The organism is Legionellales bacterium, assembly GCA_026125385.1.
In the GTDB taxonomy this organism is placed as follows: domain Bacteria; phylum Pseudomonadota; class Gammaproteobacteria; order JAHCLG01; family JAHCLG01; genus JAHCLG01.
The window spans coordinates 1-15052 of record JAHCLG010000040.1 but is presented as its reverse complement, the minus strand read 5'-3'; the positions used below and the strand labels follow the sequence as shown (position 1 = coordinate 15052).

The 15052-nt window shown below is 39.4% G+C and carries 14 protein-coding genes; 10 read left to right on the top strand and 4 right to left on the bottom strand.

The genetic code is table 11. The annotated features are described in order from the left end of the window. Positions 1 to 57: 57 nt before the first annotated feature. Positions 58 to 444 carry a hypothetical protein gene (locus tag KIT27_11375; GenBank protein ID MCW5590247.1) on the bottom strand — a complete coding sequence of 129 codons (387 nt, stop codon included), beginning with the start codon at positions 442 to 444 and terminating at the stop codon, positions 58 to 60. A gap of 205 nt (positions 445 to 649) precedes the next feature. Here KIT27_11375 and KIT27_11370 point away from each other — a divergent pair, with 205 nt between their 5' ends. From KIT27_11370 to KIT27_11345, 6 genes are all read left to right on the top strand, one after another. Continuing rightward, positions 650 to 1696 carry a GMP reductase gene (locus KIT27_11370; GenBank protein MCW5590246.1) on the top strand — a complete coding sequence of 349 codons (1047 nt, stop codon included), beginning with the start codon at positions 650 to 652 and terminating at the stop codon, positions 1694 to 1696. A gap of 400 nt (positions 1697 to 2096) precedes the next feature. After that, entirely contained in the window at positions 2097 to 3707 is a 1611-nt protein-coding gene (locus KIT27_11365) for an ABC-F family ATP-binding cassette domain-containing protein (GenBank protein MCW5590245.1), read from the top strand. 94 nt (positions 3708 to 3801) lie between these two features. Continuing rightward, entirely contained in the window at positions 3802 to 4254 is a 453-nt protein-coding gene (locus KIT27_11360; GenBank protein MCW5590244.1) for a hypothetical protein, read from the top strand. A 102-nt stretch (positions 4255 to 4356) separates the two neighbouring features. Continuing rightward, positions 4357 to 4800 carry a GNAT family N-acetyltransferase gene (locus tag KIT27_11355; protein ID MCW5590243.1) on the top strand — a complete coding sequence of 148 codons (444 nt, stop codon included), beginning with the start codon at positions 4357 to 4359 and terminating at the stop codon, positions 4798 to 4800. Continuing rightward, entirely contained in the window at positions 4797 to 5216 is a 420-nt protein-coding gene (locus KIT27_11350) for a hypothetical protein (protein ID MCW5590242.1), read from the top strand. Before KIT27_11355 ends, KIT27_11350 begins: the two co-directional genes overlap by 4 nt. Positions 5217 to 5267: 51 nt before the next feature. Next, complete coding sequence (locus KIT27_11345; GenBank protein ID MCW5590241.1) at positions 5268 to 7730, top strand: protein kinase family protein; 2463 nt, start codon at positions 5268 to 5270, stop codon at positions 7728 to 7730. A 105-nt stretch (positions 7731 to 7835) separates the two neighbouring features. Here the strand turns inward: KIT27_11345 and KIT27_11340 are convergent, their stop codons facing one another. Together KIT27_11340 and yhbY are read right to left on the bottom strand one after the other, a co-directional pair. Continuing rightward, positions 7836 to 8258 (bottom strand): hypothetical protein, encoded by a 423-nt coding sequence (locus KIT27_11340; protein ID MCW5590240.1) that lies wholly within the window; start codon positions 8256 to 8258, stop codon positions 7836 to 7838. Positions 8259 to 8273: 15 nt separating this feature from the next. Further along, positions 8274 to 8576 (bottom strand): ribosome assembly RNA-binding protein YhbY, encoded by a 303-nt coding sequence (yhbY, locus tag KIT27_11335; GenBank protein ID MCW5590239.1) that lies wholly within the window; start codon positions 8574 to 8576, stop codon positions 8274 to 8276. 64 nt (positions 8577 to 8640) lie between these two features. Here yhbY and rlmE point away from each other — a divergent pair, with 64 nt between their 5' ends. Together rlmE and ftsH are read left to right on the top strand one after the other, a co-directional pair. Continuing rightward, complete coding sequence (rlmE, locus tag KIT27_11330; protein ID MCW5590238.1) at positions 8641 to 9252, top strand: 23S rRNA (uridine(2552)-2'-O)-methyltransferase RlmE; 612 nt, start codon at positions 8641 to 8643, stop codon at positions 9250 to 9252. A 74-nt stretch (positions 9253 to 9326) separates the two neighbouring features. Further along, a complete protein-coding gene (gene ftsH / locus KIT27_11325) occupies positions 9327 to 11252 on the top strand; it encodes an ATP-dependent zinc metalloprotease FtsH (GenBank protein MCW5590237.1) in 1926 nt (641 codons plus the stop codon). Positions 11253 to 11407: 155 nt separating this feature from the next. On the opposite strand, the gene KIT27_11320 is transcribed toward ftsH, so the two are convergent. Further along, positions 11408 to 12595 carry an ATP-binding protein gene (locus tag KIT27_11320; protein ID MCW5590236.1) on the bottom strand — a complete coding sequence of 396 codons (1188 nt, stop codon included), beginning with the start codon at positions 12593 to 12595 and terminating at the stop codon, positions 11408 to 11410. Positions 12596 to 12819: 224 nt separating this feature from the next. Here KIT27_11320 and folP point away from each other — a divergent pair, with 224 nt between their 5' ends. After that, positions 12820 to 13704: a dihydropteroate synthase gene (folP, locus tag KIT27_11315; protein MCW5590235.1), complete on the top strand. Its 885-nt coding sequence runs from the start codon at positions 12820 to 12822 to the stop codon at positions 13702 to 13704. 1 nt (position 13705) lies between these two features. After that, positions 13706 to 15046: a phosphoglucosamine mutase gene (gene glmM / locus KIT27_11310; protein ID MCW5590234.1), complete on the top strand. Its 1341-nt coding sequence runs from the start codon at positions 13706 to 13708 to the stop codon at positions 15044 to 15046. Positions 15047 to 15052: the final 6 nt, after the last annotated feature.

Sequence of the window (15052 nt, the reverse complement as noted above, 5' to 3'; positions counted from 1 at the left end):
TTGACTTAAAAAATAGTCAAAGAAATTACGTTTTTTTCATTTCTCATTTTATGAATATCATTTTTTTAGACAGTGTGTATCGAAATATTCCCTAACCTTAAGTGTTTCGTTTTCCTGGGGATGAATCCACGCCCACATATTTATAAAATATTGAGTTAACATATCAAAATTCATTTTGCGTAAAGTATCTTTGGGATCATTTTTTATGGCTTGAGCTTGAGCTTGACAATCTGCGATTATTATCATTATTTTAAGTAAATTAGTTATTTCTTCAGCTTGAAATTGATCATCTACTATTGCTGTCATTGTTTTAAGTAAATCAGCTATTTCATCTACTTCTTGTTGGGTTAAATCTGAATTTTCTGCGGTGGTATTAATAAGTAAATAATCATCATCATCAGTTTCAGTGAAAGCCAATTCTGGAGTTTGATCGAATCCATTCATAATTTCCATCCTCCTTGTGAACTTGTTTAAATATAACACAGAAATATTAAAGAAATATTGCAAACTATTTTTTTATCCTACTATTTCAAAGAAAATTTGCTCTATTACCATCAGTTACCTCCCACCCAAAATCTCCCTTCATCCTCTTCAATTTTGTCAATCAACTCGATATACTGCCTCTTTAATGAGTATAGGAATAGACAACATGCGATTTGAAGAAGGTGTGAAATTAGATTTTAAAGATGTATTAATTCGTCCTAAACGTTCCACGTTGCGTTCGCGTAAAGAAGTGGACGTCAGTCGGCATTTTACATTTCGTCATTCGAATTTAACGTGGGAAGGCGTGCCGATTATCGCGGCGAACATGGATCACACCGGCACGCTTAACATGGCGAAAGTATTGTATCGCTCTAAACTCAGTGTCGCGTTAGCAAAATTTACTCCCGAAAAAGTTTGGCAAACCCTAGCGGCAGAAAATCCTAACCTTGCCCAGCATTGTTTTGTCAGCAGTGGTACCAGTGATGAAGATTTTGTGAATTTACAAACCATCGTCAATGCCGGTTTAACCTCGTTAATTTGCTTGGATGTTGCGAATGGTTATTCTGAGCATTTTGTCGATTTCGTGCGAAAAACCCGCGAAAAATTACCCAATAGTGTGATCATGGCCGGTAACGTGGTCACGGGTGAAATGGTTGAAGAATTACTGTTATCTGGTGCCGATATCGTCAAAATAGGGATTGGGCCTGGTTCTGTTTGTACCACGCGCGAAAAAACCGGCGTGGGCTATCCGCAATTATCCGCAATTATTGAATGCGCCGATGCCGCACACGGACTCGGTGGACATGTCTGTGCCGATGGGGGGTGTTCAGTGCCGGGCGATGTCGTTAAAGCATTTGCCGCAGGAGCCGATTTTGTCATGTTAGGCGGAATGTTATCCGGTCACGATGAATGCGAAGGCGAAATTCTGGAGCAGAATGGCGAAAAGCATATGCGTTTTTATGGCATGAGTTCTGCCGAAGCCATGCAGCGCCATCGCGGACAAGTCGCGGAATATCGCGCCAGTGAAGGACGTTCAGTCAATGTGCCGTATCGCGGACCGGTGGAAAATACCGTACAAGACTTACTCGGCGGCTTGCGCTCAGCCTGCACCTACGTGGGTGCTGCGCGCTTAAAAGAATTATCGAAACGCACCACCTTTATTCGCGTCTCACGGCAATTAAACGAAGTGTTCACGCAATACCAAGTGAAATGAGCGGAAGTTTCTTTTACGCTCAAAACTCATTGAGTAGGGTTTCTGAAAATAAAATTGTTCAGCCGTTTCTATCAAGATAATAGGGCGTGTTGACAATTCGCTATGCTGAGACGTAGCTTGTTGATTTTTGAGCACTAACGCGCAGTTTACACGAAGTAAATGAGCAGCGGAGCACAAAAAATCAACGAGATACGGCCAGCAGAGTAGAATTGTCAACGCCCTAGGCGGCTGAACAAGCGATGAGAGACGCGTATGGAATGGTCGCCAAAAAATTCATTGCTAATGGCCATATTTTCGAGCATAATTGTGCTATCAATTTTCATTGAGGTTTTAAGGTCGTGAACAACTAATCTTTTTTTAATGTCTTTTTGGTCAACCCATTCATTAAAAGAGATTTATCATGACGACACCTTATATCGCACTTCATCACGTCTCATTTCAATTTCCGCAATCATCACTAGCGCTCAAGGATATTTCTTTGTGCTTTAATCCATTAAAATATGGCATTGTCGGTGACAATGGCGCGGGAAAAACAACGCTATTGCGGCTCATGCGCGGAGATCTTTTACCACAACGTGGAAGTATTCAGCACACAGGCTCAATCGCGTGGGCACCGCAATTACATCCTGAGCACGATCCGGCAGCAAGCATTGGCGATATTTTAGGCGTGAGCGCCTTGCAGTTTGCAAAAGAGCGTATTCTACAAGGCATGGGGAATGACAATGATTTTTTGATCATGGAAAATCATTGGGATATTGATTTGCGGATTGAAAATGCCCTGTGTTACTTTAATCTCTGGCCAATTAATCTTGAACACAGATTTGCTGAACTCAGCGGGGGGCAAAAAACTAAATTATTACTGGCCAAAACGCTGATTTTTTCTCATGATTTTTTACTATTCGATGAACCCACTAATAATTTAGATAAAGCGACACGTGAGAGTTTATATCACTATTTAGAGGAAACTGCTGCGGGTATTATTGTGGTAAGCCATGATCGCGCATTATTAAATAAAATGGATCGCATTATTGAAATCACTCACAAAGGCATTGTTGAATATGGTGGAAATTACGATTTTTATTATGAACAAAAACAGTTAATTCTTAATGCGCAACAACACGCTGTGCAAACCCAAATTCAACGTTTAACCACGACGAAAATAAGCGCGCAAACTCGCTTAGAACGCCATCAACAAAGTCAAGCACGCGGTAATAAAGCCAAGAAAAAGCAAATTCAAGCCAAAGGGTGTTACGATAAAATTGAATTAAAATCGAAGCAAGGGCGCAGTGAAAATACCAATCAGCGGATTCGTAAGCAAGCACAACGAAAATTAGCCGCCGTAAATGAAGCTTTAGAGCATGCTAAAAATCAACTCGAAATTAAAGAATCCATTCATGCAAGGTTAGACACAACTTCCACGACTCCATCGAAGATACTAATGACCTTAGAAAACGTGGGTTTTGCTTATCCATCTAAACCTGAATTAATTAAAGCATTTAATTTAACAGTAACAGCGAATCAGCGCTTGGCGATTAAAGGAAAAAATGGCTGTGGTAAATCCACATTACTAAAATTAATGTTGAAAATACTCACGCCCAGTTCTGGCAAAGTATTAATTAATGTCGATCACATGGCGTATTTTGATCAGGAAGTCAGTTTTTTAAATCCCAAACTTTCTATTCTGGAAAATTTTCTCAACCTTAATGCTACTGCCAATGAATTTGAGGCTTATTCTCGCCTGGCAGAATTTAATTTTCGCAATCAAGCGGCGCAAAAAAAAGTGGCAGCATTAAGTGGGGGTGAACGAATGCGAGCGGGACTCGCGGTAAGCTTGATGTCCAACACGCCACCGCAATTAATTTTATTGGATGAGCCAACCAACCACTTGGATTTGCGATCATTAGTCGCGGTGGAAAATAGTTTAAAAGCGTACTCTGGCGCTATAATTGCAGTATCTCACGATGAAACGTTTTTAAAAAATATTGGGATTGAAAATGATATATTGCTATGAGTTTGGTGATAGTCTATATTTTTTTAAAACAATTGGATTCTGAAAATGGTTTCGGTTAATATTGGTTCACAATAAATACCTTAGAGAGAATTTTATGGCAATAACCTTTTTTGATAACGAAAATAATGTTGAAATTCTTGCGGAAGATGAAGCAAGAAAAACTTTAAGAAAAATACTTGATAAACTTAATAACACCCTGGAAGTTATTAAAACTCTTACTAGCAATTCATCATACTTTAATAATGATATACTGAACAATTTTAAAAAAAGTATAAAAAATGTCACAGAATGTTCTGTTGAATTCGAGCTCGGCAGTGTGTTTGCTGGATTAAAGCTTCATTTTGAGGATATTAGCGTTCGTACCCAGATTTTGTTAAACGATTTTAATGAATACGAAGACTACGATACGGAGGAAGAGTACGAAGAGTGCGAAAATATAATAGCCGCGCTAAACACCACCAAAAAAGTAGTGAAGCAATTTTATAACTTGTCCAGCAATTTTTCTCAGTCTACTTATAACTTTGCAAAAACACCTAAAGTGGGATGATATACTTTTCACACTTGAATTTTAGGCTTTGTTGTTAAGTATAAAAATACGAGGGAGTGTACACTGAAATACATGCGCATCATGGAGTAATCGTAAAACATTATGACAATCACTGAAATTAATCCATTAGCCACCCGCGAATTGCGTCAAGCCATTTTGCGTCCTCATCAAACCCTGGATGAATTAGTGTATCCAGGGGACATGGCGGAAATGACGAAACACTTTGGTCTGTTTCAGCAGAATGAATTACTCGGCATTATTTCCATCTATCAAGAAGCGATTGCGCATGCCAACGCTGATACTCAAGCCTGGCGTATTCGCGGTATGGCGGTGGTGCCAGCATTGCAAGGGCGAGGTCTTGGAACTGCTTTAGCGCGGCATGCGCTTGACTATTGTCAATCACAAGGGGCGAGTGTGGTCTGGTGTCATGCCAGAACCTCGGCGCATAAGTTTTATCTTCGCTTAGGGTTTTGCATTTTAGGCGAAGAATTTGTTATAAAGGATATTGGACCCCATTATTTAATGTTAAAGGAATTCACCAAATGAAAGAATGGATTATTCTCACCGTGGGAGTTGGCTTGAGCTGTGTCTTTGTTTTATTGTATGTTTTTCTCGATAATCAACCGGCACCTCATTTAAAACAATGCGATTTATACGTGCAAGCCAACCGTGCTTGGTGTGGTCACACCTTAGAGTTCAACTTAATTCACCCGCAACACCAAGAACACCTAGGCCAACTTTACATCCCACCCACTCATCCAGAAAGCGCCTATTTCACCGTTAAAAAACCTTGCGAGGATTTTACTCACAGCACGCTACAAGCCAAACTACAGGATGAAGATACGGTGTGGCTGAGCAGCACATTAACCATCCAGCACGATCGCGTGGATTTGCATTTCCCTCAAGATTTTAATGCACCAGAACACCCAGCGATAGCAGCGGAAATTTGTCAGTCGCCGTAAAATCGGGTAAGCTACGTTCACTATTGTTGTTAACAAAAAATAAGAAAAACTATGTTATCGAAAATTACTATAACTCTACCCGGCTCTAGCCGCGCAGAAGTTGATTTAAGCAGTGTTCAAATTTCTATTCCCAGTTTAGGTAAACACATATTTTCAGATCGAGTTGCGTTTGGATGTCATGGTGTTGTTATGAAGATTAAACGGGCTGATAATGAAAACTCTCAACTATCGCTGGCAGTAAAGATTTTTACTGATATAACACAGGATTTTACTTCATTAATTAAATTATGTTACAAAGAAATTGATGGATATTTCTTATTTGATGCTAATTTCAGTACGACTTTTGCAACCACTAAGAAAGCTCTCCAACTTACTATTAAACCACCACAGTCAGAGTGCATATATTCTTTGCCAGGATTTGTGATGCCCTACTATGAAATGCCAACACTGTTTGGTTATTTAAATAAAAAATCTCAAGAGGGAGGAACTACAACAAATGATATTTTAGTGATTTTATTAAAAATCATGGAGCAATATCAAGTTCTGATTGATAGAAAGCAAGTACATGGAGATTTACATCTTGAAAATATTTTATATGACGGAAATCAAGTTAAATTTTGCGATTTTCAAATGATGGTGCCATTAGGCACAGTGATTCCATGTCCTCTAAGGTTCCAAAAGCCTATGATTTATAGGGATTCGATTCTTTTGGCTGAAACTAATAGAACTTCTTATTTGGCAGATCATTCACAAGACATCTTTTGCTTACTAGCAGTACTATATTTAGCACGAAAAAAATATAAGATTATTTTTTCCGATTCACTAAATAAATTATTCGATTGGTATCTAAGGCCGAATGTGAATGAGCGTGGATCAGTAAAGTCTTTAAAAGGATATTTGGAGGTTTTGATTAAATATGAGTCTACCGATAGTGATTTAACCAATCTTGAAAGTCAACGGATGAAATATATATTAGAAATTAGGAATGATTGCCCGGATAATTTAATAGGATTGAAAAGGTTGGAAATTTTGCAAGCTTTTAAAACAGCAGCTTTATATAAAATATCGAAATGGTCTTTAATACCTGCGCATATTGAGGTAGCGCATATCGTCTCTAGAAGATTTATAAAATACGTAACCAACTTAGTTAAATTCAACGAAGAAAGAGATGTTTATCAACTCATTATGAAAATGGATAATTTAATTCATGAGCTTGCGAGATGTATTAATAATGAAGATGATAAAATAATATTTAACACTATATGTCGAATTTATCTTTTTAATGATGATCATTCCATTCGTCATGACTCATCAATTTTGCAAATTGAAGGTGATAACTTAGGGGGTTTCATCAAAAATAATATCGATTCAAAAATAACTATAATCCTTACGCTTCAGCAATTGATAAATTTAGTTAGTTCTTGCGTGGTAGATAACTTAACATATGCGAATCTATTTTTTTCAAAATGTGATGATCCGAATTTAACAGTGAAAATCACTAAGATTAATTTTTTTCCGACAAGAGTTGAGTCTTTTGAAGAGTCTTTAAGAATATTGGATTATTTTATCTATATACTTAACGAAAATAATAAACTTGTTGAATATCCATTAGACTTTTTGAGTTTTCTACATGATTGTTACTCTGTGCGTAATTTCGAGACATTCAATAGCATAATCAATGAATATAAATCAAAAATACAGGTTATCTTAAAAAAATGTGAATCTCTCGATGCTGGTAATGGCAATAATGATCAATCTGCAAGAGAAAAATACGGTAAAATATTGGCCACTGCTATTCAGTTGAGAGTTGCAATTATCAATTTAGTTGGCATTAAAGCTGAGAGTCAGCTTGCTAACATAACCTTTTCGATTTTTAATGAGCTAAAGTCGGCTCATGATATAGTTGAAGTATTAAATGTCTGTTCGACATTAACCGAAGTCATTAAGAGCTTAAAAGGAAAAATCCCAAATGAGTTAGATTTAAATCTATTGCTTAAAGCGTTATGGGATCATAAAAATCAAATTTATAGTTATTCAAAAGAACTAACCGAAAATCAACTTCATCAATTTTGCCAATGCTATTTTGTTCATTATTCAGATATTGTTGATCTTATTCCACAAGAGAATGAGCAAAGTGAAACGCGAAGTTTGGAGACTTTTCATCCAAAAAATTTAAGTCTTTTGATCAAGAAGGTTTTAGAAAAACATAACGATTCTTCGAGACGAAGTTATATTTTTAATTTCATTGCAAACGCCTACCCAGTAAAATTACTTAGCGAAACGTTAGAGTCACTCTCTACATCCCTTCAAGATGATGCTACACAAGCACAACCCTCCGAGGCAAATCAAGCGGACATCAAACAACAAGCAGCAACGATTAGTACTGAGAGTGAGAACGAAGTGCGGAGAGGATTATGGAGCAGATTAATGAATTTGAGTGCTTCTTCAGCAATCAATGGCGACACTTCACAACTTTCAACTCCAACCTTAAGACGCACTACGACACATGTATGAAACCATTAAAGTATTTTCACCACTAACCGATAAGATGAGTATGGTCAGATGAGTTTCCAACACGACCTGGGGTAGCAATGTAGTGTGTGCAATGAGCGTTGGAACTTATTCGATACCTAATGTTTTATTATCTAACGGCAAATGATATTGCAAATGATTCTGTAGCTGATTACACAAGCTGCGATACGCTTGATTTTTAGGATCGTTTAAATTCATGCTACTACACGCTTGTTGCAATTCTTTGATTCGATCGCTACGCAATTTAGCCATTTTTTGTTGATGTTCTCGTTGCTGTTGCTGCAGTAATTGTTGATTTAATAAATTTTGGGTGCGCTGTGCTTGCAATAATTGTTGTTGCTGCTGTTGCAAAATAAACTCTTGCGCCGCTGTATTATTATTACCGGTACTGATCCCAAGTATGGTTGCACCAACACCAGGTTGACTCAGATTATTATTGCTCGTAATCACCGTGATTCCATAAACAGGCATCATCAACAAAAATGCTATTGTTAATGCTAAGCGTTTCATATTCTGTCTCCAGTGTTAACCCAGTAACGATTTTCCAGCCTTACGTTTATCTTCCGATTGTCGAAATACGGTGAGCACATGCCCGATGAGTTGGATGATAATCGCATTACTGCGACGTGCCAAACTTTCTATTATCTCCATACGTTCACTGCGATCGCCGGCATTGACTTTAATTTTAATTAATTCATGCGCGGTGAGCGCGATATCAATCTCGTTGATAACCGCATCAGATAAGCCATTGTTACCGATAATCACCACCGGCTGTAAATGATGCGCCAATTTTTTTAATTGAGTTTTTTGCGTTGGAGTAATTTGCATGGTATAACAGTCTCAAATAACAGAATGGCACTAATATACCATAATTATGTATTGAGCAACATGCATGTCAAAATCCAGTAAACGTTGGTTACAAGAACATTTTACCGATCCCTACGTCAAATCTGCCCAGCAACAAGGTTATCGCTCGCGCGCAGCATTTAAATTATTAGAATTGCAAGAGCGCGACCAGGTAATAAAACCGGGTCACTGTGTCGTCGATTTGGGTGCCGCACCGGGTGGATGGTCGCAAGTGGCAGCAGAATTAGTTGGAAAACAGGGGCGAGTTATCGCCTTAGATATTTTACCGATGCCCGCGCTTAATGATGTTACGATTATTGAAGCCGATTTCACCAGCGATTTAGCTTTAAGCGAATTACAACAAGCGTTGCAGCAACACACCGTCGATGTTGTTTTATCCGACATGGCGCCAAACATTAGCGGCCATAAAGACGTCGACCAAGCGCGTGCCTATTATCTAGTCGAGTTAGCCTTAGCATTTGCCGAAGAACACTTACGCTCAGGCGGTAATTTCGTGGCAAAAGTATTTCAAGGCAGTGGTTTTGACGAATTCTATCGCACATTACCGAGTCATTTTAAACGTGTACTGGTGCGTAAGCCCAAATCCTCCCGTGCGCGCTCTAATGAAATTTATATTGTGTGTTTAGACAAGCGATAAGTTGCTGTTGCTTGAATATTTAATTACTATATTCAACAGACCCAAATATTACGAGGTACATTACTTTGAACGACATGGTCAAGAATCTTATCTTATGGTTGATCATTGCGGTGATTTTAATTTCTGTGTTCAGTCACTTCGGTCCGCATCAAGCCAATCTCAAAACCATTCCGTATTCCACCTTTATTAAAGACGTTAAAGATAATAAAGTCAGTTCAGTGATGATTGAAGATCGCATCATCATGGGCAAAATGACGGATGACACGGCATTTACTACCTATATCCCCGTCGCCTTTGACGACATGTTATTAAACGACTTATTTCAAGGCGGTGTGCAAGTTGCGGGTAAACCACCTGAACAACCCAGCTTATTAGTTCATATTTTTATAAATTGGTTCCCCATGTTGCTGCTGATTGGCGTATGGATTTTCTTTATGCGCCAAATGCAAGGCGGTGGCGGACGAGGGGCGATGTCCTTTGGACGTTCGCGTGCGCGTTTGCTCGGCGAAGATCAAGTCAAAGTCACCTTTGCCGATGTCGCGGGTGTGGATGAAGCTAAAGATGAAGTGCAAGAAATTGTGGAATTTCTTCGTGATCCCAGTAAATTTCAAAATTTAGGGGGTCGAATTCCTCGTGGCGTTTTATTAGTAGGTCCTCCGGGAACCGGTAAAACATTGCTCGCCAAAGCTGTTGCTGGCGAAGCAAAAGTACCTTTTTTCACTATTTCAGGTTCTGACTTTGTGGAAATGTTTGTGGGCGTGGGCGCATCGCGAGTGCGCGATATGTTTGAACAAGCGAAAAAGCACGCACCTTGTATCGTATTTATCGATGAAATCGACGCGGTGGGTCGTCATCGTGGTGCGGGTCTTGGGGGTGGTCACGATGAACGTGAACAAACACTTAACCAATTATTAGTAGAAATGGATGGATTTGAAGGCAATGAGGGTGTCATCGTAATGGCAGCCACCAACCGGCCTGATGTTCTTGATCCCGCATTATTGCGACCTGGTCGTTTTGATCGTCAAGTTGTAGTACCGCTTCCCGATATTAAAGGCCGTGAAAAAATCTTAAAGGTTCATATTCGCAAAGTACCCGCCGCAGAAGATGTGAAACCCCTGAACATTGCACGCGGAACGCCTGGATTTTCTGGGGCCGATTTAGCTAATTTAGTCAACGAAGCCGCGTTATTTGCCGCACGTGCCAATAAACGCGAAGTGACGATGCTCGAATTTGAGCGCGCAAAAGATAAAATCATGATGGGTGCAGAACGCAAATCCATGGTCATGAATGAAAAAGAAAAGAAATTAACCGCCTATCACGAAGCGGGTCACGCGATTGTCGGCTATTTAGTGCCCTCGCACGATCCCGTGTATAAAGTTACGATTATTCCACGTGGCCGCGCCTTGGGTGTGACTATGTATCTGCCCGAAGAAGATCGCTACAGCTATACCAAAGAGCGTTTGGAAAGCCAAATTTCCAGTTTATTTGGTGGACGACTTGCTGAAGAAATTATTTTTGGCGCAGAGAATGTGACGACGGGCGCATCCAATGACATTCATCGTACCACCGAATTGGCGCGGAGCATGGTGATGAAATGGGGTTTATCCAAATTAGGGCCGCTCACTTTTGGCGAAGAAGATGGCGAAGTGTTTTTGGGTCATCAAATGACAAAACACAAAGAATTTTCTGAAGGTACCGCTGCCGCCATCGACGATGCCATTCGTGAAATTATTCAACGTAATTATGAGCGCGCTCAACAGTTATTAACGCAAAATTTAGATAAATTACACGTGATGGCTGAAGCGTTGATTCAATATGAAACTATCGATGATAAACAAATCCAAGAAATCATGGCAGGAAAAAAACCTAGTCCGCCCTCAAGTTGGCAAGAAGATAATGATAGTAACGATAAACCCAGCGCGCCTGCTGAGCAATTGGTGATTTCTGATAACAAAGAACAACCACGCAATATCGGCGATCATCCAGCGAGTGAGGCGTAGAAATTCACTAATCCAAAAAAGAGCTGTGTTTACAGCTCTTTTTGTTTTAGTAGATTAATCAATTTAATAATTGTCTCTTCTTGAGAGCTTAATAATTTTTCTTTTGTAAATTCTTTTTGATAATGTTGGTCTTCGCTTTATCATTTTGTAATATCTCACAACTCTGGGATTGCTCCATAGGCGCCAGCCATGTATTTTGCATAAAAGTTATCATCATTACGTATACCTTCAACATCATCGAGTCGACAAGCTGAACTTTCACAATCTTCATTTTTTTGCACTAATGTAATTTGAGATTTATGGAGAAGATTAAGAATTTCGGCGGCATGGCAAGAAAAAATCAGTTGTGCGTTATGAGGATTTGTTTTTGAATGAGCGAATAATTCGAGAATAGGTTCCAACATATGTGGGTGCAGATCATTTTCAAGCTCATCGATAACTGCAACGCCACCATGAGCTAGAGTCGGGAGTAATTTTGCTAATAAAATATAAGCCGAACAGGTTCCACTCGATTCCAAAAGAAAGGATAAAATATATTCTTGATTACGGTTTTTATGTTTACCGTAAATTACCCAAGTTTTTTTCGTGTCATATTCCGATTGGATTTCTTTTTCTTCGAACTCGATCCCAGATAAACCCAGATCCCAGGAGCATAATAATTTTTGCATCTGTTGTTTGATAGTTTTATTATTATCTTGAGCAAAATACTGTGTGGCTTCAATTAAAGCATTATTTGCCGCAGATAAACGTCCCCACATCGAAATATTGTTAGTAATAAAAGGCATTGCCAGACGTTTTGCTAATGGTACATTATATTGGGCTGCAGTAGAAATGAGTGATGCATTTTCTCGTACTTTTTGCGCTTCGTGCGGATTAAAATCAAAATCTTTTTGTTTGATTTTATATAGTTTTTTTTCTGTATTCCACTCTCGCGTAAAAACATAATTAAATCGCTCGTGTTTTTGAAATAATGCTTCATAAATAACTCGCTTCTGGGTGCAATGTAATTCATAACGCCACAATTTTTGATCGAATTCAAACAAGAGATAAAATTCTGTGGGACGGTTTGTAGCAGAAAAATGCGGAATAATTGGGATGTCTGATTCAGGGGTAATTGCTTGGAATGAATTGCTGATGAACCAACCTAGGAATGACAATGGTTTAAGCAGTGCTGTTTTACCGCTACCATTGGCACCGAGCACCCCCATCAGTTTAGAAATCCGCGTGCCATCTTTATTTTGATACATCCATTGGGTCAATTCAACTTTCTTATTAACAATTAGGGATACTTCTGTGTGTTCTTTAAAACTTTGGAAGTTGGTAAAACTATAGCTATGTATCATAAAATTCATCATTAACATGGATAATCAACGTAATTTTGTTGATTATAGCACTTTTTCGCTAAAATGACAGTATTTTAAAACAGTAACTATTTTATTGATGGTCTACTTTACAGTAGGTATTGATTCGATATACTCGTCAGAAAGTATGAAAGTTGTTATATCCTGCATCTCGCAGTGTTCGATAACGAGCTACTTTGCCATGAGTTTGTTGAAATGGAAATACGATGTATCAAAAAAATCAAGCATTTGAGTTTAAATCCCGTGAACCCCAATTATTTCAATGCGGGGATTTTTCTCTGGATTTATCGCGCCCACAAATTATGGGTATTTTGAATATTAATCAAGAGTCATTTTGCGCGAAAAATCGCAGTGATAATTTAGATGAGCTGATAGCCATCGCAAAAAAAATGGTGGCAGAAGGAGCCAGGATAATTGACGTGGGTGCTGAACCTACCAATCCACACATAGAAAAAAATATTACTGCGCAAAAGGAATTAGATAGCATTATACCGGTGATTACAGAATTACGCCGCGCTCTAAATGTTCCGATTTCTATTGATACGTCCGATCCTAGCGTCATGATAGCGGCGGTTAAATCTGGCGCTAATTTAATTAATGACGTGCGTGCTTTGCAAAAAGAACATGCGTTAATTACGGCGAAACAATTAAATGTGCCAGTGTGTCTCATGCATATGGCTTATCCTTTTGGTAAAAATCATCCTTTACAGTTTGCGGCGGATATTACCTCTGTCTATGAATTTTTACGCCAACGGGTGATGGTCTGTGTTAATGCAGGCATTGCTCGCCAGCAAATTTTAATCGATCCCGGTTTTGGCGGGGGGAATTTTGGTAAATCGCTTCATCAAGATTTAGCCTTGATGAATCAACTCGCGCTATTCACCCAATTGAATTTACCGATACTTATAGGCGTTTCCCGCAAATCAACGATTGGCGCTGTATTAGATCTTGCTGTGGATGAGCGGATCTATGGTAGTATTGCGCTTTCATTATTAGCCATTCACAATGGAGCGAAGATAATTCGTACCCATGATGTGAAAGAAACGGCACAAGCTTTAAGAATGTGGCAAGCAGCCATTGAGGAGAGTTAAATTGGCAAAAGTATTTGGCACGGATGGTATTCGGGCAGTGGTGGGCAGCCCCTTGATGAACCCACAATTTATCACCAAACTCGGTTGGGCTGTTGGACGCGTTTTAGCGAAAGCCGGAGATAGTAAAGTATTAATAGGAAAAGATACGCGAATTTCTGGCTACATGCTGGAATCGGCGATGGAGGCGGGATTAACCGCCGCAGGGGTTGAAGTGTTATTACTAGGACCCATGCCAACGCCAGCGATCGCGCATTTAACTCGTAGTTTACGTGCGCAAATTGGCGTGGTGATCAGTGCTTCGCATAATCTTTATGAAGATAATGGCATTAAATTTTTTTCTGCCCAAGGGGTAAAATTATCCGATGAAATTGAACGTCAAATTGAAAATATGATCGATCAACCTTTAGAAGTTGTTTCCTCACGTCATATTGGTAAAGCCTGGCGAGTGAATGATGCCGCAGCACGTTATATTGAATTTTGTAAAAGTCGTGTGGCTGATAATTTAGATTTTTCGCAATTAAAAATTGTGATTGATTGCGCCAATGGTGCAACCTATAAAATTGCTCCCAGCGTATTTAAAGAACTCGGTGCTGAAGTGATTGAGTTGGGCGTGAATCCTGATGGATGTAATATCAACGATAATTGCGGTTCAACTCGTCCTGAAATTCTCAGCACCATTGTCAAAGCTGAAAAAGCTGATTTAGGGATTGCCCTAGATGGCGATGGCGATCGCTTAATATTAGTCGATCACACGGGTGATGTGGTGGATGGCGATGAAGCTTTATACATCATCGTTAAAAATTATCTCGACACCAAATCCATGCAGGGCGGTGTGGTTGGCACATTAATGAGTAATATGGGTTTAGAGGTTGCGTTACGCGATCAGGGCATCGATTTTATTCGCACCAATGTGGGCGATCGCTATGTTAGCGCTGAATTGCAACGCTTAGGCTGGTTATTTGGCGGAGAATCTTCAGGACATATTATTTGTCGCGATACCACCACCACCGGAGATGGTATTATTTCGGCATTAAAAGTGGTGAGTGCTATGTTAAATACTGGGCGCACTCTTAGAGATTTGCGCCAAGGTATGCAAAAATTTCCGCAAACCATGATTAACGTGCGTTTAACCGATCCGACTGCCGCCGTTAATTCACCACAGATTATTAATGCCGTGCGAGATGTTGAATCACAATTAAATGGACACGGGCGTGTGCTCTTGCGCGCTTCGGGCACTGAACCCTTAGTGCGAGTCATGGTTGAAGGTGATGATCTGAATATGGTGAATGTATTGGCCACGCAATTAGCAGAATTAGTTCGCGCAACTTATCCTGCGATGTGAAAATAA